Annotated in this window: 15 protein-coding genes; 9 read left to right on the plus strand and 6 right to left on the minus strand. The window is 71.3% G+C overall.

Translation table 11 applies throughout. From position 1 onward, the window contains the following. Nucleotides 1–104: 104 nt before the first annotated feature. A complete protein-coding gene (locus OHA37_RS00765; RefSeq protein WP_266914910.1) occupies nt 105–509 on the minus strand; it encodes a transglycosylase SLT domain-containing protein in 405 nt (134 codons plus the stop codon). Between the two features lie 514 nt (nt 510–1,023). On the opposite strand from OHA37_RS00765, the gene OHA37_RS00770 reads away from it, so the two are divergent. Beyond that, nucleotides 1,024–1,704, plus strand: coding sequence for a GNAT family N-acetyltransferase (locus OHA37_RS00770; RefSeq protein WP_266901343.1), 681 nt, complete (start codon nt 1,024–1,026; stop codon nt 1,702–1,704). Nucleotides 1,705–1,778: 74 nt separating this feature from the next. Beyond that, nucleotides 1,779–2,228, plus strand: coding sequence for an SRPBCC family protein (locus OHA37_RS00775; protein ID WP_266901345.1), 450 nt, complete (start codon nt 1,779–1,781; stop codon nt 2,226–2,228). 79 nt (nt 2,229–2,307) lie between these two features. On the opposite strand, the gene OHA37_RS00780 is transcribed toward OHA37_RS00775, so the two are convergent. After that, nucleotides 2,308–5,019: a SpoIIE family protein phosphatase gene (locus tag OHA37_RS00780; protein ID WP_443046282.1), complete on the minus strand. Its 2,712-nt coding sequence runs from the start codon at nt 5,017–5,019 to the stop codon at nt 2,308–2,310. A gap of 487 nt (nt 5,020–5,506) precedes the next feature. Between OHA37_RS00780 and OHA37_RS00785 the strand changes: the two genes are divergently transcribed. After that, nucleotides 5,507–6,001: a hypothetical protein gene (locus OHA37_RS00785; protein ID WP_266901347.1), complete on the plus strand. Its 495-nt coding sequence runs from the start codon at nt 5,507–5,509 to the stop codon at nt 5,999–6,001. Here the strand turns inward: OHA37_RS00785 and OHA37_RS00790 are convergent. Next, the gene (locus OHA37_RS00790) at nt 5,998–6,663 is read right to left on the minus strand and encodes an alpha/beta fold hydrolase (protein ID WP_266901349.1); all 666 of its coding nucleotides are present in this window, start codon (nt 6,661–6,663) and stop codon (nt 5,998–6,000) included. The genes OHA37_RS00785 and OHA37_RS00790 overlap by 4 nt on opposite strands. A gap of 267 nt (nt 6,664–6,930) precedes the next feature. Here OHA37_RS00790 and OHA37_RS00795 point away from each other — a divergent pair, with 267 nt between their 5' ends. Further along, nucleotides 6,931–9,312, plus strand: a complete 2,382-nt coding sequence (locus OHA37_RS00795) for a bifunctional serine/threonine-protein kinase/ABC transporter substrate-binding protein (protein ID WP_266901351.1) — start codon at nt 6,931–6,933, stop codon at nt 9,310–9,312. A 74-nt stretch (nt 9,313–9,386) separates the two neighbouring features. On the opposite strand, the gene OHA37_RS00800 is transcribed toward OHA37_RS00795, so the two are convergent. After that, entirely contained in the window at nt 9,387–10,751 is a 1,365-nt protein-coding gene (locus OHA37_RS00800) for a carbohydrate-binding protein (protein WP_266901353.1), read from the minus strand. Between the two features lie 174 nt (nt 10,752–10,925). After that, nucleotides 10,926–11,867: a LysR family transcriptional regulator gene (locus OHA37_RS00805; RefSeq protein WP_266901355.1), complete on the minus strand. Its 942-nt coding sequence runs from the start codon at nt 11,865–11,867 to the stop codon at nt 10,926–10,928. Nucleotides 11,868–12,090: 223 nt separating this feature from the next. On the opposite strand from OHA37_RS00805, the gene OHA37_RS00810 reads away from it, so the two are divergent. Beyond that, nucleotides 12,091–12,252: a carbohydrate-binding protein gene (locus tag OHA37_RS00810; RefSeq protein ID WP_266901357.1), complete on the plus strand. Its 162-nt coding sequence runs from the start codon at nt 12,091–12,093 to the stop codon at nt 12,250–12,252. Nucleotides 12,253–12,394: 142 nt separating this feature from the next. Further along, nucleotides 12,395–13,432 (plus strand): LacI family DNA-binding transcriptional regulator, encoded by a 1,038-nt coding sequence (locus OHA37_RS00815; protein ID WP_266901359.1) that lies wholly within the window; start codon nt 12,395–12,397, stop codon nt 13,430–13,432. A gap of 95 nt (nt 13,433–13,527) precedes the next feature. On the opposite strand, the gene OHA37_RS00820 is transcribed toward OHA37_RS00815, so the two are convergent. Then, complete coding sequence (locus OHA37_RS00820; protein WP_266912425.1) at nt 13,528–16,269, minus strand: glycosyl hydrolase; 2,742 nt, start codon at nt 16,267–16,269, stop codon at nt 13,528–13,530. Between the two features lie 282 nt (nt 16,270–16,551). Here OHA37_RS00820 and OHA37_RS00825 point away from each other — a divergent pair, with 282 nt between their 5' ends. The 3 genes from OHA37_RS00825 (at nt 16,552) to OHA37_RS00835 (ending at nt 19,979) form a co-directional block, all read left to right on the plus strand. Beyond that, nucleotides 16,552–17,856 carry an ABC transporter substrate-binding protein gene (locus tag OHA37_RS00825; protein ID WP_266901361.1) on the plus strand — a complete coding sequence of 435 codons (1,305 nt, stop codon included), beginning with the start codon at nt 16,552–16,554 and terminating at the stop codon, nt 17,854–17,856. A gap of 180 nt (nt 17,857–18,036) precedes the next feature. Continuing rightward, on the plus strand, nt 18,037–19,062 hold the full coding sequence (locus OHA37_RS00830; protein ID WP_266901363.1) for a carbohydrate ABC transporter permease: 1,026 nt from the start codon (nt 18,037–18,039) through the stop codon (nt 19,060–19,062). Continuing rightward, entirely contained in the window at nt 19,059–19,979 is a 921-nt protein-coding gene (locus tag OHA37_RS00835) for a carbohydrate ABC transporter permease (RefSeq protein WP_266901365.1), read from the plus strand. Before OHA37_RS00830 ends, OHA37_RS00835 begins: the two co-directional genes overlap by 4 nt. Nucleotides 19,980–20,022: the final 43 nt, after the last annotated feature.

Here is a 20,022-nt window from a genome sequence, read left to right on the forward strand (position 1 = left end):
TGCCCTACATCCACCATCCAGAGCGCCTCCGCGTGCGCATGCAAAAGCGCCCGGCCGGAGGGGTCCGGCCGAGCGTTTTCGTGTCCCCGCGATCCGCTGGTGGCTTAGTACCAGTGGTGGTTCTGCCAGAAGCTCCAGGCGCCCTCGGGGCTGCCGTAGCGGGAGTTCATGTAGTCCAGGCCCCACTTGATCTGGGTGGCCGGGTTGGTCTTCCAGTCCGAGCCCGCCGAGGACATCTTCGAGGCCGGCAGGGCCTGGACCAGGCCGTAGGCACCCGAGGAAGAGTTCGTGGCGGTGTGGTCCCAGCCGCTCTCACGGGAAACGATGTTGTTGAACGCCGCGAACTGCGCCGGGTCCTTGATCATCTGCTGAGCGATCGCCTTGGCACTCATCGGGGCGGCCTGCGCGGGAACCGCGGCCAGCATGGAACCGGCAACACCCAGGGCGAGGACGGTACCCGTGAGGGTCTTCTTCGAAGCGGCGATGCGGCGGATGACGGCGTTGGACACGGACAGGCCTTTCAACGGGGACAAGGACGGTCGCGGACATACGTGAGCCACTCACGTGAAAGAGAGGGATTCACCGGCGGAAGCGGGAGAACCGGGGGTGAGCCCGGAAATCTCCGACCGCCTTGCGACTCATCCAGTTCTACGGGGGTCGAGCTCGCCTGGCAACGACCCCTCTTACTAGTGGTCCTCGCAGCCGGGGCGCAACGGCCCCCCACCGGCTGGGCAGGCATTACCCCTGGTGGGGAGCGATGCGAGGGGCCCGGTAAGGGACGTTTAAGGACTACTATCCCGCCTCGTATGTGACCAAGGTCCTGTGGGGCGGGTCACCGCCCGGAGCCCCGAATCTCACCCTCCGTGGCCGGCCGTCGTCGTGGCGAGCAGCCCCGGGCCGTCGGCTGCCCAACTTTCACATCCGGGGCCGATGGGGGGTCGGGGTGGCGTCGCCCGGTGGTCCGTGCGGCGTGTCCGTCGGGCGCGACCGCGGAAGCCCGGGACCGCTGCCTAGCGTGGCCCCATGAGCACCCGTACGACACCTCCCACCGCCGGGTACGGCATCCGGTTCGCCCGGTCCTCCGAGTCCGGGGCGGTCGCCGCCCTGCTGGCCCGCGCCTTCTCCGACGACCCGGTCATGGCATGGATGATCCCCGCCCCGGCCGGCCGGGAACGCCGGATCGCCCGCTACTTCGAGCTCGCCCAGCGGCAGCAGCGACCCCGCGCGGGCGGTGTCCGGGTCGCCGCGACCAGCGACGGGCGGTTGCTGGCGGCCGCGCTGTGGTCGGGGCCCGGGCACTGGAGGACCTCTGCGGTGGGAGAGCTGGCGGCGCTCCCCTCCTACGTGCGCGTCTTCGGCCCCCGTGGGCTGTCACGGGCCGGTGAGGTCCAGAACGTCATGCACGGCTCCCATCCCGATACTCCGCACTGGTACCTGCCGTCCGTGGGGACGGAGCCGGGGCTCCAGGGGACGGGAGTCGGTTCGGCGCTGCTGCGCCAGCAGTTGGCGGCCTGCGACAGCCTCGGGCAACCGGCCTACCTGGAGTCGAGCAAGGCCGCCAACGTCCCCTTCTACGAACGGCTGGGTTTCCGCGTCACCTCCGAACTCTGTCTCCCGCAGGGCGGACCCACCCTCTGGCCCATGTGGCGCGAGCCGGTGCGGTGGGGCGCGCGGTCCGCGCATGGGGCGGGCGAGCCCGGGTAGCCGCGCCTCCAGACGTCCTGACGGACGCCCCGCGCCTTCGGGTGCGGGCTGCTGACGACACGGAAGGGGTGCGCATGTCGCACGTCGAGGAGTACGTCGAGGTCAACGTCCCCGTACGGACCGCCTACAACCAGTGGACACAGTTCGAGGACTTCCCCGCCTTCATGGAGGGGGTCGAACGCATCGTGCAGCGCACGGACACGCTCACCCACTGGGTGACGAACGTGAATGGTGTGCAGCGCGAGTTCGACGCGCAGATCACCGAGCAGCTCCCGGACCAGCGTGTCGCGTGGATGACGGTCGACGGGGAGGCCCGCCAGGCCGGGCTCGTCACCTTCCAGCCGCTCGATGCGAGCACCACGAGGGTCGTCCTGCACATGAACTGGGTTCCCGACGGTCTGGCCGAGGCGGCCGCCGACAAGCTCGGCTTCGTCAAGCGTCAGGTCGCGGGTGATCTCAAGCGGTTCAAGCTCTTCATCGAATCGCGCGGGGTCGCGACGGGCTCCTGGCGCGGCGAGATCTGACCGCGATGGGAATCCGGTGGCGCGAGGTCCGCCCCCGGGGTCGGGAGAAGCGCACCGCGTTCCCTGGTCCGGACGCGCGTCAGAGCGGTTCCAGGTCGAGGAAGGCCGCGAGGTTCGGTTCGCCGGTGCCCGGGGCGCCGGGGAGGGCCTGTTCCGCCCAGATGACCTTGCCGTCGGGCGTGTAGCGGGTGCCCCACTGCTCGCTGAGCTGCGCCACCAGGAACAGGCCGCGCCCTCCCTCGTCCGTGGTGGCGGCGTAGCGCGCGTGCGGGGCGCTGTTGCTGCCGTCCCACACCTCGCAGGTCAGGGTGCGGGCGTGCAGCAGCCGTACCCGGACCGGCGCGCTGCCGTGCCGCAGGGCGTTGGTGACCAGTTCGCTGAGGATCAGTTCGGTGGCGAAGCCGAGCTCCGACAGGCCCCATTCGTCGAGCTGCTTCACCGCGACGCTCCGCATGGCGGCAACCGCGCTCGGCTCGAACGGCATGTCCCACTCCGCGACCCGGTCCGGGCCCAGGGTCCGGGTGCGCGCGATGAGCAGCGCCACGTCGTCGGTCGGGCGCGCCGGCAGGAGGAGATCGAGTACGGCCCGGCAGCTCTCCGCGGGGTCCCGGTCCGGATGGCTGAGCGCCGTGCGGAGCAGTTCCAGCCCCTCGCCGATGTCCCGGGTCCGCTCCTCGATCAGTCCGTCCGTGTACAGGACGAGCTGGCTGCCCTCCGCCAGGTGCAGCTCGGCGGTTTCGAACGGAATGCCGCCCAGCCCCAGCGGGGGCCCGGCCGGCAGGTCCACGATGTCCGTCGTGCCGTCGGGGGCGACCACGAGGGGTGGCAGGTGCCCTGCGCGGGCCATGGTGCAGCGCTGGGACACCGGGTCGTAGACGGCGTACAGGCAGGTCGCGCCCAGTACGCCGCCATCCAGGTCGTCGGCGGCCCCGTCGCGGTCGATGCGCTGTACGAGGTCGTCCAGGCGGGCGAGGATCTCGTCGGGCGGCAGGTCGAGGGTGGAGAAGTTGTGCACCGCCGTGCGCAGCCGCCCCATGGTGGCCGCGGCGTGCAGTCCGTGCCCTACGACGTCTCCGACGACCAGCGCGACCCGGCTGCCCGGCAGGGGGATCACGTCGAACCAGTCGCCGCCCACCCCGGACTGGGCGGGCAGGTAGAAGTGCGCCACGTCCACGGCGCTCTGCTCGGGCAGGGCGCGCGGCAGCAGGCTGCGCTGGAGGGTCTCGGCGAGGGCATGTTCACGGGTGTAGCGGCGGGCGTTGTCCATGCTGACCGCCGCCCGGGCGACGAGTTCCTCGGCCAGTGACAGCTCGTCCTCGTCGAAGGGCTCCGGCTTCTGCGACCGCCAGAAGTTGACCACGCCGAGTACGACGCCGCGTGCTCTGAGCGGGGCCACGATGAGCGAGTGGATCCCGTAGTCGACGATGGCCCGGGCTCGCTGCGGGTCCTGGGCGTGCCAGCCCGGCGCGTCGGCCAGGTCGGTCACCAGCTCCGCTTGGCCGGTTCCGTACCCGCGCGCCTGCGGGGTGGACGGAAGGAAGGCGATCAGCCACCCGCGCGGGTAGAGGGGATGGTCGGAGCGGATGCCGCTGACCGCGGTGCGCCGCATGTCGGCGTTGGCGCCGGGTTCGTCTCCGTCGAGCACCGAGTCGGCCAGGTCGACGGTGACGAAGTCCGCGAACCGGGGCACGGCGACGGCGGCGAGTTCCTCGGCCGTCCGCACCACGTCGAGGCTCGTTCCGACGTCGCCTCCCGCGTCGTACAGCAGCTTGAGCCGTCTGCGGGCCGTCTCCGCCCGGCTCGTGAGGATCTGCATCTCGGTGGAGTCCCGGATGGTGACCACGGCGCCCTCCGGCCGGCCTCCGGGGTGGGTGGGCCGCTGGTTGAGCACGAGCAGCCGGTCGCCCACTTCGAGCACCTCGTCGGTGGCCACGCGGCCCGACAGCAGCAGGTCCGCCATCCGGCGGTCCAGGCCGGGCACGTCCCCGACGCTGCGTCCCTCGGCGTCGTCCGGCAGGCCGAGCAGCCGCTTGGCCTCGTCGTTGGCCAGCATGAGCAGCCCGTCGCCGTCAGTGATCAGAACGCCTTCGCGGACGGCGTGGAGCACCGCGTCGTGGTGCTCGTACATGCGGGTCATCTCCTGCGTGCCGAGCCCGTGGGTCTGCCGGCGCAGTCGCCTGCTGATCAGGGCCGTGCCCCCGGTGGCCAGGGCCAGGCCGGTGGCGATGGCCAGCAGGATGACCGGGAGCTGCCGGTCGACGACACCGGTCACGTTCTTCACCGTCAGGCCCGCCGAGACCAGTCCGACGACCCGGCCGTCGGCCGCGGTGACCGGCACCACCGCCTGGATCTCCTTGCCGAGCGGACCCTGCACGCTCTCGGTGTGGACGCGTCCGGCGAGGGAGGGCTCGATCGTGCCGACGAACCGCTTTCCGATGCGGTCCGGCTGGGGATGGCTGTACCGGATGCCGTTGGTGTCCATCACCACGAGGAAGTCCACGCCGGCGACCTTGCGCGTCGTCTCCGCAAGGGGTTGCAGGATGGCGGACGGATCGGACGACTTGAGCGCGTCCTGCAGGCCCAGGGAGTGGGCGAAGGTCTGCGCGACGGAAACCGACCGGTTGCGTGCCTCCCGGTCAATGTCGTGCCGCGACTGGAGCAGCAGCGACAGGAGGGCTCCGGCGGCGAGCAACACCACGATCGCCACCTGGAGGACGAACACCTGGCCGGCGACGCTTCGGAGTCTGTTGCCTAGGGGTGACCGCACCGACACGCCCGGCACGGGTGGCATGGAAGGGTCACGCACCCAGTTGTAGCACCTCCGGGCGTCCGTGGCCCCCCGGCGTGCACGATCGCGCTCGGGCATTCACGCGTGGGCCCGGCCACGGAGGCCCGTACCCGGGCGGGCGCCGGGAAGGCGGCCGGCGGCCTGGACTGGCATCGGCTCGAATCTACGAGGTCAGGGCACCTGCCGGATGGCCGCCTTCGCGGTCACGGCGGCCCGGCGGCCCGGGCCTTGCCCGCTGACGGGGCGCGGTCTCGGTTGCGGCACTCCGGAGCGAGCCGACGACGCAGGGCTACGGGATTCGACTTCAGCTTCGACATGGGGGAACGGCATGCGCGGTTGCATACGCGGAGGAATGACGATGGCTCTGCTGGCCCTGTCCGCCGCGGCAGGGGGCTGCAGTGGCGGGGGAACGGCCGAAGCAGCAGGTCCGCCGTTGACTTCCGCCGATCTGTCGGAAGCCCTGCTGGTGAAGAAGCACTCAGGTTTTCATATGACTCCGCAGGCAGAGCCACTGATGGAAGACGTGGACGTGGTGACGGCGGCCGATCCTTCCTGCCAGCCGCTGGCCGACCTCAGGAGCGGCAAACCCCGCCATGTGGCGGTGGGGACCGCCTGGACGACGGTCGAGCCCCCGGGCGGGGATGCTGCCGGGAGCGTCGTGCTCACGAGCTACGCGGCCGGCGAGGCGAAGGAGAAGCTCCGCGAGGTGAAGAGGGCGCTCGGCACCTGCAACGAGCTGGAGGCCTCCTCCCAGCGGGGCTGGTCAGAACGGGTCGACGTCAAAGCACTGCCGACCGAGGCGGTCGGCAACGAATCGGCCTCCTTCTCCCTCACGAGCCCCCTGCAGAGCCCCGGCAAGGAACAGGTCATGACGCTCGTGAGGACCGGCAACACGCTGGCCGTCTACATGATCCCGCCGGACGGGAACGTCCTCCCCGTCTCCCTCATGAAGGAACAGCACGAGAAGCTGCAAGGAGCCGGCTAGGGGGTGTGGGAGGCGAGCAGTTCCCGCAGGAGTTCCACGATGAGACCGGGCCGTCCCACGAATGGGGAGTGGCCCGTCTGCCATTCGCGCCCCTCAGTGCAGCGCGCGGCCATCCTCCGCTGGAGGCCGGGGTCGATGGCCCGGTCCTGGGCGCAGACGACGTAGGTGGAAGGAGTTTCCTTCCAGCTGTGGAGTCGCGGGACTCCTCGTCCGCAGCCCGGGGCCTGCGCACGCAGCAGGGCGAGCGCCCGCGCGGCGAGAGGTTCGGGACAGTCGCCGTAGAGGGTGGCGGCGGCCAGTCCGGGGTGCAGGGTCGTGGAGCCGTCCGGCTCGGCGACGATCGCGTCCCGGAGCTGCTGGGAGGCGCCGCCCAGGCTGGCCGCGCTCTCGCCGGTGTCCGGCACGAAGGCCGCCAGGTAGACCAGGTGTGCCGCTCCACGGACGCCTGTGATCACCGACCCTCCGTAGGAGTGGCCGAGGACGAGCGGGGGCTCCGGCAGGGCGTCGACGACGGCCTGGACAGCGGCGGTGTCGGCAGCCAATGAGCCGCGGTGGAGCTCGGGCACGACAACCCTCGTTCCATCGGCCCGCAACCGTTGCGCCAACACCCCGAAGTGCTCGGGACGGTGGTACAGACCGTGTACAAGCACCACAGCGGCCAACTCGTCCGTCTCCTCAGATCGCCCCGGACCGGTCAGCTTATGGCCCGTCGTCACACTCCCGTTTGCCTTGATCCACTTTCGATCCACGGCCTGATCCCGGGGGCCCGCCGGCTGCAGGCTGGAAGGCGACGCGGGCTCCGATGCGGAACGAGCAGTCGGCCGTACGCGCGTTCCATCCTGCTGCCGTGACGGGCCCGGCGGGGCGGGGTGTGGGATCAGGCCATGGTTCCGTCACCCGACCGGTCCAACAGGTCCTAGAGTGTGCGCGTGACCGAGCAGAAATCCGAACTCATCGCCGGCCGGTACCAGCTGGTCGAAGCCATCGGCCAGGGGGGCATGGGCCGGGTCTGGCGCGGCCTCGACCAGCAGCTCTTCGGGCGCGAGGTCGCCATCAAGGAGATCCTCTTCCCGGTGGGGCTGGGCGACGGCGAGCGTGCGACGCTGCTCAGGCGTTTCACCGGCGAGGCCCGCGCGGCGGTCACTCTCAGCCACCCCGGGATCATCACCATCCACGACGTCGTCGAGCACCACGGCGCCCCCGTCATCGTCATGGAGTTCATCCGGGGGCGGTCCCTCGCCGCGGCCATCCGCGAGCAGGGCCGGCTGCCCGTGCGGCGGGTGGCGGAGATAGGGGCCGCCATGCTCGGCGCGCTCACCGAAGCGCACGGCGCGCGGATCATCCACCGCGACATCAAGCCGGACAATGTGCTCCTGACCAAGGACCGCGTCGTCCTCACCGACTTCGGCATCGCCCACCTGGCGGACGCCACAACCAAGCTCAGCCAGAGCGGGACCGTCATCGGCACCCCGCACTACATGCCTCCGGAGCAGCTGGAGGGCAAGCGCCCGACCCCCGCCAACGACCTGTGGGCACTCGGCGCCACCCTCTACCACGCCGTCGAGGGCCGCCCGCCGTTCGAGGCCGACGGGCTCCACGCCCTTGCCGTGGCCGTCTTCACCCGCCCCCACCGGCCGCCGGCCCACGCCGGCCCGCTGGCGCCCCTGCTGGACGCGCTCCTCACGAAGGACCCGGCGCAGCGCATCGGCGCCGCCGAGGCCGCCGAGCTGCTGGCGTCGGCACTGCAGTCCTCCCCGTCCCGGGAGGGCACGACCGACGAGGCCGACTCGGGCCGGCCCGAAAGCGCGCCCGTCCCGGACGCGGCGACGGAGCACGCTCCGACCCCGACCAAGCGGGAAACGGAGCTGCCGTCCTCGGCTCCCCTGCCGACGCCCACGGCCGTGGAACCGGCGCACGTGCCCGATACCTCCCGCCCGCCCGTACCGGAGCGGCCGACCACCCCGCCCGTCGCCGTCCCCTCGGCCGAGGACGTGATCTCGCTCGGCTGGACGGACCGGCAGGGGCGGGAGGAGGGGGCTTCCACCCGCCGGCGCGCCCTCACCCGGCGCTCCGCCGTTCTGGGAATGGCCATGGTCACCCTGGCGGCCGGCTCCGTCCTGACCTGGAAGCTGACCCGTGGCAACCCGCCCGGCGGCGGAACGACCGGAGGCGGTTCCACGGCCTCCCCCATCACGGTGGTCATCGGAGTGGACGCACCGCTCAGCGGCGGGGGCGACCTGTCAGCCATGGGGGTCGGCATGAAGAACTCCGCCGATCTGGCGGTCAGGACCTCCAACCGCACCGGGCACGTGCCCGGCGTGAACTTCGAGATCAAAGCTCTGGACGACGAGGCCACTCCCGCCAAGGGCGGGCCGAACGCCACCCAGTTCGTCGATGACGAGAAGGTGCTCGGCGTCGTCGGTCCCCTCACCTCCGGGGTCGCCAAGACCATGGCGCAACCGCTTGGACAGGCGAACCTCGTCAACGTGTCTCCGTCCAACACCGACCCCGTGCTGACACTGGGTCCCGACTGGGCCAAGGGCTCCAAGTCACGCCCGTACAAGACCTACTTCCGAACCGTCGCCACGGACGTCGACCAGGGGCCGTTCGCCGCCCGGTACCTCCACGGCGAGGCCGGGAAGCGGAAGCTCTACGTCATCGGCGACGGCAGCGCCTACGGCACCGGCCTCGCTTCCGGGTTCGGCAGCGCTTTCGCAAAGCTCGGCGGGACCGTCGTGGGTACGGACCAAATCGATCCCGCGCAGGACGACTTCTCCTACCTGGCCCCCCAGATCCGGGCCTCCGGCGCCGATGCCGTGTACTTCGGCGGCTACTACGACGCCGCCGGGCCGCTCTCCCAGCAGCTCAAGCAGGCGGGCGTGAGCGTCCCCCTGATGGGTGGCGACGGCATGTTCGACCAGCAGTTCCTCACGACGAACACGAAGGCCGAGGGCGACCTCGCCACCGGCCTCGGCGTTCCCACCGAGGGCCTCGCCAAGGGACAGGACTTCCTCGACCGGTACCAGGAGGCGGGTTACTCGGAGGCGGCCGGTTCGTACGGCCCCTCCGCGTACGACGCGACCTGGGCCGTCATCGAGGCGGTGAAGGCCCTGGTCGAGGACAACGGCGGCGCCCTCCCCGCGGGCGCCCGGGCGAAGATGTCCCAGGCCGTGTCGGGGCTGGCGTTCGACGGTGTCACCGGTCGCGTGGCCTTCGACGAGTACGGCGACACGGTCAACCGCCAGCTGACGGTGTACTCGGTGAAGGGCGGCAGCTGGACGACCGTGAAGAGCGGCCCCGCCGCCGACTGATCCCTCCCGGACGCACCGGAGGCGCCGTGGCTCCCCCCTTGGCAGCCACGGCGCCTCCTGTCCTGCGGAGCGACCTACAGCCGCTGCCAGAGGGCCGGGACCACGGGCGGCTCCCAGCCCGTCTGGGCCTGGTGGCCCTGGATGCAGCGGTAGCTCGCGCCGCCGTAGGTGACGGTGGCGCCGGCCGCGTAGACGGAGCCGGCCTTCCAGGTGCCGCCGGGTTCGGGGTCGCCCGGGCCGGGGCCCGGGTCGGTTCCGGAGACCTTGAGGGTCAGGCCGTAGGAGGACAGGATCGGGTTCAGCGGCTGGAAGAAGGTGGTCCCGCCGCTGGAGCAGTTGCCCGAACCGCCCGAGGTCACGCCCTGGGCCTGGCTGCCGGAGATGTACGAGCCGCCGGAATCACCGGGCTCGGCGCAGACCGTCGTACGGGTGACGCCGGAGATGGTGCCTTCGGGGTACGTGACGCTGGTGTTGTGCTGCTGGATGGTGCCGCAGTGCCAGCCGGTGGTCGATCCGGATCGGCATACCGATGCCCCGACGGGTTGCAGCACTGAGCCGGTGACCTGCACGTTAGCCCCGCCGCTGCCCTTGACGTAGGGGGTGGAGGACCAGTTGGCGTTCGCCGCCACCCAGGCCATGTCGTTGCCGGGGAAGACGGAGGCCTGGAAGGAGCCCTGGGCGACCTGGTTGAAGCCGCTGGTGGTGGTCCCGGGCCGCCCGCAGTGCCCGGCGGTGGCGAAGCCGTTCACCGTTCCCTTGGTGATCGGGAAGCCCACGGAGCAGCGGCCACTGCCGTTCATGTAGTACGCGTCCCCGCCGCGCAGGTCGTACAGCGGGCGCGGGGCCTCGGCGGTACGGACCACCGTGACCAGGGCCGCGTCGGTCCCGGTGGCCGCCAGCAGGGCGGCCGCGGCCCCGGGCCGGGTCTCCTCGACGACCAGGGTGTTGCCGCGCGGGTCGACGTAGCGGACCGGGGTCCCGGCGGTGGCGGCCCGGTCCAGTGCGGCCTTCGCGGTGTCCAGGTCGGCCAGGGAGCGCCCGACCAGCTGCGCCCGGGCCCCGGTGGCCCGTATCGCGGCGGTGTCGGCGGCACGGGTGGTGGCCACGGTCAGGGTCCCCGCGTCTGCGCCGTCCAGCCAGGCTCCGGCGAAGGCCGGCCCGAGCCGGGACCGGAGCCTGGCGGCGGTGGCTCCCGCTTCCGCCTCGTGGGCCAGGCGGGCCTTGGCCTGTGTGGGGGTCAGGCCGAGGTCGCGCTGCATGGCGGAGAGGAGCTCGGAAGGAGCGTCGGCGGTGCGCAGGGTGGCGGAGGCCGACTTCTGCGGGCGGGTGGTGTCGGCGGAGTCCGCGGGGGCGGCGGTGGCAACGGCGCCGGTGGCGGCCAGCAGCAGCCCGGCGGCGGCCAGGGCGGTACACGCCGCGCGGGCGTGTCGCTTGAGCATGGGGGATCTCCTCGGTTCGGTGGGGGGTCAGCGACACCGTAGGAATCCGAACGCCTTAGCGGGAGATGCCGGTTGGCCCCTCCCCCGGTGTTATGGCCGCCCGGCGGGCACCTCCGCCGGTGGCCGGGTGGAGCTGATCGAACGCCGTCGCTTCCGCGCCTTGCCCCGCCTGGCCTACGCCCGTTCCGCCAGTGCCGCGGTGACCGCGGCTGCGGACGATCGGGCCAGCGCCTCCGTGTGCGCGTCCCGGGCGTGCTCCAGCACAGCTGCCGCGCGGGCGGCCGCCCGCGCCTCCGGATGCCAGCCGAGCAGGTGCCGCCACACCAGCGGGCTCCCGGCGAGCGGCCGGGTCACCAGCCCGGGGGTCACCGGGAAGGTCGCCCGGCACAGCCCGACGGCCCGCCCGACCTGGACGAGGTGCACGCACGAAGCCGTGTCCGTCTCGTACACGCAGGCCGGGGTGAACCCGGCGCGCACGCACGCCGCCGCGAAGCAGTCCCCGAAGCACCCGTCGCCCGGTACGTCGGTCCAGGCCTCGGCGGCCAGTTCCGCCAGCTCGATCCACGGCCGCCGCGCCAGCGGGTGGTCCTCGGCCAGCATCACGTGCACCGGGTCCCGTGCCACCTCCCTCCACGCGAGCCGCCCCGGCTCCGGCGGGGCGCTCTCCCCGCACACCCCCACCAGGGCGAAGTCCAGCCTGCCGGCGGCCACGCCCCCGGCGACCTCCCGTTCCGACCACGAGGTGGAGGTGGTCACCGGCACACCGGGCTCCTGCCGCACGATGCGGTCCACGAGTCCGCCCAGCAGTGGCCCGTGCGTCCCGCCGAGCCGGTAGCCGACCGTGCCCTGCCGGGCGAAGCGCACCGCCTCCTCCTGGAGCTCGCACACGGCCGGCAGCACCACGCGGGCCCGCTCCAGCACCAGCTCCCCGAGCGCGGTGGCTCGTACGCCGGCCCGCCCCCGGACGAAGAGCGGTCCGTCCAGCGCCCGCTCGATCCGCTTGAGCTGGGTGCTCAGAGCGGGCTGAGTGAGCCCCAGCACGGTGGCCGCGCGGGTCAGGCTGCCGGCGTCGGCGACGGCTCTGACGATCTTGAGGTGCCTCAACTCCAGATCCATGACCTGAGCTTGGTCCAGACCTGTGGGCATGCGCTACGGGTCTGCCGCATCCGGAATCGACGAAAGCGCGTAAGCCATGACGCCGGGTTCGGCGCCGCGCCTCTTGTGTTCCCGCGGGCTCTCGTGCGGGCCTGCCGACGGGATCGGGTCTTTGCCCTGCTCAGGAGGGTGCGATGCTTCATACGCGTCGGCAGTGAGCCGGCGCGATGAAAGGTGGCGTCACATGGCAGCAGGATTTTCGGACTGGAAAGTCAACCGGCAGTACGCGGAGAACGACCGTGTCGTTCATTTCGGCAAGCAGTACCGGTGCCTGGTGACGCACAAGTCCAATTCCGCGAGCAACCCGGCAACGACCGTCAAGATGTGGCAGCCCTACGCCGGCTGAGCGGCGACGGGAAGCGCCCGGAACCGATTGGAAGCGCTCTCAGACGCCCGCCCGTCCCGGCGCTAGGCTGTAGCCGATCCGGCGACGGCGCAGGTCCGCACCACCCTGCGCGTCACCGCCCCGTCGACGAGGAGCGACCGCCTTGCCCGAGCAGTCCCCCGGGTCCCGCCCCACCCTGGAAGCCGTCGCGGCGCGTGCGGGGGTCTCCCGGGCCACCGCCTCGCGGGTCGTCAACGGGGGCGACGGGGTCCGCAAGCCGCTGGTCGACAAGGTGCTCCGGGCGGTCGACGAGCTCGGCTACGTCCCCAATCACGCGGCCCGGACCCTGGTGACGCGGCGGACGGGCGCGGTGGCCGTCGTCATCTCGGAGCCGGAGGTACGGATCTTCTCGGACCCCTTCTTCTCCCAGCAGATCCGGGGCATCAGCAAGGAACTGACCGCCCACGACACCCAGCTCGTGCTGCTGCTGGCCGAGGGACCGGGGGACTTCGACCGGATCACCCGGTACCTGTCCGGCGGGCACGTGGACGGCGCGCTCGCCTTCTCCCTGCACACGGACGACCCGCTGCCCGCGATCACCCGGCGAGCGGGGATTCCCACCGTGTTCGGGGGCCGGCCCGGCTGGACCTCCGCACCCGGCGAACGGGCCGTCCCGTACGTCGACGCCGACAACCGGGGCGGGGCCCGGGTCGCCGTGCAGTACCTGCGGGACCTCGGGCGGGAGCGGATCGCGCACATCGGCGGGCCGCCCGACCAGACCTCGGCGATGGACCGCCTCGACGGCTACCGCGACGTACTGCTGGACACGGATCCGACGCTCGTCGCCGAGGGCGCCTTCACCGTGGAGAGCGGGGCGCGGGCGATGGCGGAGCTGCTGGAACGGCGGCCCGACCTGGACGCGGTGTTCGTCGCGAACGACCTGATGGCGTCGGGGGCGCTACGGGTCCTGCGGGAGCGCGGGATCGCGGTGCCGGCGCAGGTGGCGGTCGTCGGGTTCGACGACATGGACCCGGTGGCCAAGGAGACCGACCCGCCGCTGACCACCATCAACCAGGACATCGAGGGCCAGGGCCGGCTGATGGCGCGGCTGCTGCTGCGCAGCCTCGACCGTACGGCGAACGGCACGGCGCCGGACTCGGTGATCACCCCGACCATGCTGGTCCGGCGGGCCTCGGCCTGAGCCCCGGCGTACGCGTACGGCGGGTCGCCGCCCCGAGGAGCCTGCGACCCGCCGCACCGATCGTGCCCGTAGGCCTGGTTCGGCCCCGCAGGGGACTACGCGTACGGGATCCTCAGCACCGCCGCGTCCGTGCCCGTCTGCACCTGCGAGGTGCCATTGCCCAGCGCGTTCCAGATCTCCAGGCGGACGGTGCCGTTCTTGAGTTCGCCCAGGCTGCCGGTGACGGCCTGCGCGCCGACCGCCTGCGTGTACTCCTCCCAGCCCGCGACCGGGTCGGTCGCGAAGTAGCGGAAGGTCTCGGTGCGGTCGAAGGTGCCGTCACCGGTCAGGTCGTAGCTGACGCGGACCTGCGGGGCGAGCCCCACCTTGGTGCCCGCGTCCACCCGGAGGCGGAACGCGGTGGCGGCCCCGGCGGCGACCTTGCCGTTGACCTGCTTCACCTCGTAGACGTTCGGCCGGTACGGGGTGCCGTCCCGGTTCACGCCGTCGGCCGAGGCCAGGGTGTCCACGCCGGCCGGGTCTGTGGTGGCGGTGGTCAGGACGCCGCCGGTCTTGAGCCGGAAGGTGTTGCCGGTGGACGGGCCCGGCTCCTCCGGGTCGGGGTCTCCACCACCGGCACCGGTGCCCGTGGCCGTCGAACGGGCCGGTACGGACAGGGTCTTGCCGTCCGAGAAGGTCACCGTACGGGCGGTGGAGCCGTGGTTGTGTGCGGCGTAGGTGCGGGTTCCGTTCTTGGTGAAGACGGCCGAGGTGGGCAGGTCGGCGCTGACCGTCATGTCCGGCGCGCCGAGCGCGTCGAGGGTGTTGATCCAGTGGTAGGTGTGCGCCTTGGACTCACCCTGCTCGGGGGTGTAATTGCCGTTCACTGCGTCCCACTTGGCCTTCGCCGAGGAAGGATCGGTCAGTGCCTCGAACTCCCAGAGCAGGTCGCGCCACTCCTGGGCCGGGCCGCCGTTCTCGCGCTCCATCTCGGCGATGTTCCGCTTGATGGCGGCCTTCTCGCGAGCCAGGTGGAGTGAACCTCCGGTCACGGGAAGCACGTTGATGCCGTGGATCTCCTCCGGGTTGGCGGTCCACCAGGTGGAGTACGCGGCGCCGCTGCCCCAGACCATGCCGACCGTGCCGTACTTGTACGTGGCGGGGAAGACCTGCTCGCTCGCGTCGAACCAGTACTGGGTGATCGCCTCGGACTCCGTCGTCAGCAGGTAGCTGCCGAGGTCGCGGAGCGAGGTGTCGCCCGTCGCCGCTCCCCAGAGCACGAGACCGGCGCTGAGGTTGACGGACTCCGACGAGGACTCCTGGTTGTTGCCCGCCGCGAAGCCCTGGTGGCCGGAGGCCCAGCTGTGGCCCGCGTAGACGTCGAAGCCGCGCAGGAAGGGGTACGCCGAGTCGGTGCGGCTCGGGTTGGCGGTGTCGCGGATCAGGTGCTTGATCATCGCGCCCCAGGCCGAGTCGGCCGCCCAGGCCGGGTCGTACTGGGCGATGATCGCCGCCGCGTAGACGTAGTAGCTGTAGTGGAAGTGGTGGTCGTTGAGTTCGGTGTCACTGCCGTACGAGGCCGGGTAGCCGGTGAGGGTCTTCCAGTCCTTGTCGTAGCTGAACCCGCTCGCCCCGCCCGCCGTGAACCACTCCTGGAGCCGGCCCTTCATCAGGCCGAGGAGCTTGTCGCGGGTCGCGGTCTGGCCGATCTGGTCGGCCACGGGCACCAGTTGGGCGAGTCGGCCGAGCGCCTTGCCGGTCCAGTAGGTGTCGGAGGCCCCGGAGAACGGGTCGGAGGCGTTGGCAACCTCGTTCAGGTAGCCGGTCAGCCGGGCCCGGTCGACGCCGCTGGAGGCGGGCAGAGCGGGCAGCACGCCGCTGTTCTTCTGGCTGGTGGTGAAGGACGCGGACTCGCGCACCTTCATGGTGCCGCGCGGAGAGACGTACGTGTACGGGGTGAGCGCGTCGGTGGTGTGCAGCCACTGGTGGCGGTAGAGGGCCTGGAGCGTGCCGCGCTCGGTGCCCTCCTTGGCCTCCGTGGTCAGGGTGTAGGTCGCCCGGACGTCGCCGGCGGCGCTCTGCCAGGCCACCTGGGAGCCGGTGACGAAGCTGAACGCGTACTTGCGGTAGGTCGCGAGCGCGTCCGTGGAGGGCAGGACGGCGAGCGAGAAGTAGTCCTTGCCCGCGAGTCCGGCGGTGATCGTGGTGCCGGAGACGTTCCAGTCGGCGCCGGTCGGGGCGAAGAGCGCGTAGTGGTGACCGGCGACGGTGATGCCGAGGACGTTGCCGTTGTCCGCGAAGACGGTGGGCGTGGAGGCGGTCGTGATGCGGGCGTCGCCGCCGGAGCCCCTGGCGTACACGAACGGCATGCCGTGGCCGATGGTGGCCCGGAAGGTGCGGGAGCCGTCCGCCCAGTACGGGGTGACCGTCCAGTCCGACCAGGCGTCGGCCTTGGTGTCGGGAGAGTTCAGGCCGGTGAGCCCGACGGTGAGGTCGGCCTTGTGGGCGTACTCGTACTGCCGGCCGTCACCGACGATCGCGGGCGCGGTCGGGTAGCCGACCTCCAGGCCGGAGGCCTTGGCCTGGTACGTGAGGGGGTGACCGTACATGGGGGTGGAGTACGGGTTGTCGCCGTAGCGCTGATAGGCGAGCGAGGTCCACCAGTCGTTGGTCGGGACGGGCTTGTCCCGGGCGGCGGCGGTGAGCTTGGGGGTGACGGGGGCGCCGGTGTTCGTCGTGGGTCCGGACGTGCCGGCCGGTCGGGTGTCGGTGTAACTGCCGGAACCCGCGGGGATGGTGGCGGCGACCGCGGGGGAGGCGGCGGGGCCCAGGCCGACGGCGGCCAGCGCGACGGCCATGAACGTCGCCGCTGCAGGTCTGGAGAGGGAGGCTCGCACGGAACAGCACCTCGATCACGTGGGGGGAAGAGCGCGTTCGAGAGCGCTCTCAAGTGCCAAGGAACGTAAATCTCCTGAAACCTCAGTGTCAAGAGAGCCAGCAATGAGGGCAGTTGGACGTAACTCGAAGCTGTTATGCGTTCGAGTCTTGACGGAGGGCAGGTGGTGGGGGACGCTCCAGACGCACGCACTGAGAGCGCTCTCAAGGCGCTCGGTACATCCCGAAGTCAAGGGAGGCTTCCCATGCCCATCGCCCGAGCCGCCAAGAGAGCCACAGCCCGCCTCGGCGCTGTGGTCCTCACAGGGGCCCTCCTCGCCGCCTGTGGATCCAGCGCCTCGCCGGACTCCTCCGACGGCGCGGGCGCACAGGTCACCCTCACGGTCGACCTCTTCGGGTCCTTCGGCTTCAAGGAGGCCGGGCTCTACGAGGAGTACCAGAAGCTCCACCCCAACGTGACGATCAAGCAGAGCGACACCCAGGACGAGGCCGACTACTGGAAGTCGCTCCAGACCCGCCTCGCGGGCGGCGGCGGTCTCGCGGACGTGCAGGGCGTCGAGGTGGGCCGGATCGCGTCGGTCACCCAGCAGCAGTCCGACAAGTTCCAGGACCTCAAGGAGTTCGGGGCCGACAAGCTCAAGGGCCAGTTCGCCGAGGCCAAGTGGTCCGCGGCGACCACGAAGGACGGCAAGGTCCTCGGTCTCGGCACGGACGTGGGCCCCGAGGCCATGTGCTACCGCACCGACCTCTTCCAGCAGGCCGGTCTGCCCACCGACCGCGAGGAGCTCGCGAAGAAGTGGTCCACGTGGGACGGCTACCTGGAGCTGGGCAAGGAGTACAAGAAGAAGGCGCCCGCCCAGAGCGCCTGGCTGGACAGCATCGGCTCCCTCTACGGGATCATGATCGGCCAGGAGAAGGAGCGGTACTACGACGCCTCCGGCAAGTTGATCTACGAGACGAACCCGGCGGTCAAGGCGGCCTGGGACACCTCCGTGAAGGCGGCCGAGGCCGGCCTGAGCGCCAAGCTCGACCAGTGGTCGCCGCAGTGGAACCAGGCCTTCGCCGCCGGTTCGTTCGCCACGATCCCGTGCCCGGCCTGGATGCTCGGCTACGTGAAGGGCCAGGCCGGTGACGGGGGCAAGGGCAAGTGGGACGTCGCCAAGCTGCCCGGCGGTGCGGGCAACTGGGGCGGCTCGTACCTCTCGATCCCGCGTGCGGCCAAGCACAAGGAGCAGGCGTACCAGCTGATCGAGTGGCTCACCGCGCCCGAGCAGCAGGCGAAGGTCTTCCAGAAGCAGGGCAACTTCCCCTCCTCGACGGGAGCGATCGCGCAGATCGCTGATGCCAAGGACCCGTACTTCTCGGGCGCCCCGATCGGCCGGATCTTCGGTGACGCGGCCAAGGCCTCCCCGGTCCAGGTGCTGGGCGTGCACGACCAGAACGTGATGCAGCAGCTGACGAACGCGCTGAGCGAGGTCGAGCGCAAGGGAGTCTCCTCTGACACGGCGTGGGAGACGGCGAAGAAGGGCGTGGCGAACGTGATCGGCTGACACCGGTCGCGGGCCGGCCACCTCGCCTCCCCGCGAGCCCGGTCCACCCCGGCCATCCCCGCGCGGGTGCCCGGCCGCCGTCCTCCCCGGCGGCCGGGCACCCGGGCACCCGGGCACGCGCACCCAATTGCCCCTCCTGCACCCGTAAGCCCTCCCGCCCCGCTCCCGAAGGGCCGCATCGTGTTCCCCACTTCCACCGCGAAGGCCGGACCCCGCCCGGCCGGCACCGGTTCCGGCCCCGGATCTGGCCCCGCATCCGGCTCCGGCCCCGGTACCGGCCCGGACGGCGGCCCGGCTGCCGTTCCCCGCCTCCGGCGCGCCTGGCGCAAGGCCTCCCCGTACGCCTACATCGCCCCCTTCTTCACCCTGTTCCTGGCCTTCGGCCTCTTCCCGCTCCTCTACACGGCCTTCGTCTCCCTCTACCGCGTCGAGCTCCAGACGAGCGGCGAGATGGAGTGGCGGGGCATCGGCAACTACACCGCGCTCTTCACCGACGAGTACTTCTGGATCTCGCTGCGCAACACGTTCACCATCGGCGTGCTGTCCACCGTGCCGCAGCTCGCGATGGCGCTGGGCCTGGCCCACTTGCTCAACTACAAGCTGCGCGGCCGGACGTTCATCAGGACCGCCGTCCTGCTCCCCTACGCAACGTCCGTCGCCGCCGCCACGCTCGTCTTCGCGCAGCTCTTCGGCCGCGACTTCGGGCTGATCAACTACGTGATCGGGCTCATCGGTCTCGACCCGGTGGACTGGCAGACGGGCACGGTCGCCTCGCAGATCGCCGTATCGACGATCGTGATCTGGCGCTGGACCGGCTACAACGCGCTGATCTACCTGGCGGGCATGCAGTCGATCCCGCACGAGCTGTACGAGGCCGCGGGGATCGACGGGGCTTCGCGCTGGCGGCAGTTCATCCACGTGACCCTTCCGGGGCTGCGGCCGACCATCGTCTTCACGGTGATCATCTCCACGATCGGCGCGACCCAGCTCTTCGGTGAGCCGCTGCTGTTCGAGGGGTCGATCTCCGGCGGCATCTCGCACCAGTACCAGACCCTCGGCCTGTACATGTACGAGCAGGGCTGGGGCTTCTTCCACCTGGGGCGGGCCGCGGCCATCGCCTGGGTGATGTTCGTCCTGATCGTGGTGCTCGTCGGGGTCAATGCCCTGATCGCGCGCCGCCGTGCACGCAAGGAGGCCGGCCGATGACCGCGCTCGCCCCACCGCCGACCGCGCCCGAGAAGCCCCGCCCTCCGCGGGAGCGGCCCGGCAGGCGCCTCCGGCTCCGCAAGGGCGGCGGGGCAGGGAGGACGATGACGGGCGGCTGGATCGCCTACCTCGTCCTCGGCTTCGCGCTGCTGATCTCGGCGTTCCCCTTCTACTGGACGATCGTCGCGGCGAGCCGGTCCAACGCGGACCTGGCGCAGGTGCCACCGAGCCTGCTGCCCGGCCCGAACCTGATGAAGAACTTCGAGGCGGTCCTCGAAGAGGCCGACATCGGCAAGGCCCTGCTGAACTCGCTGATCGTCTCCGGGGCCATCACCGTGGGCACGGTCCTGTCCTGCACGCTGGCCGGCTTCGCCTTCGCCAAGCTGAAGTTCCGGGGCCGGAGCGCCCTGCTGACGTTGACGATCGGAACGATGATGATCCCGCCGCAGCTCGGCGTGATCCCGCTGTTCATGCTGATCGCCGAACTCCAGTGGGTGAACCAGCTCCAGGCGGTGATCCTGCCGGGTCTGGTGTCGGCGTTCGGGGTGTTCTTCATGCGCCAGTACCTGATCCAGTCGTTGCCGGACGAGCTGATCGAGGCGGCCCGTGTGGACGGGGCCTCCACGGCCCGCATCTTCTGGTCCATCGTGATCCCGATCGCGCGGCCGGGGATGGCGGTGCTCGGGATGCTCACGTTCATGACGGCGTGGAACGACTTCTTCTGGCCGGTCATCGCGCTGTCCTCGCAGGAGCCGACCGTGCAGGTCGCCTTGCGGCAGCTGGGCGGCGGCTACGTCAACGACCAGTCGGTCATCATGGCCGGCACGCTGCTCGGCACGCTGCCGGTGCTGCTCGTCTTCGGCCTGCTGGGCCGGCAGATCGTCGGCGGCATCATGCAGGGAGCGGTGAAGGGCTGAGGCGTTCCCGCCCTCCGGCAACGGCCGGCGGCTTCCGGCGAGA

It is taken from the genome of Streptomyces sp. NBC_00335 (assembly GCF_036127095.1).
Classification (GTDB): domain Bacteria; phylum Actinomycetota; class Actinomycetes; order Streptomycetales; family Streptomycetaceae; genus Streptomyces.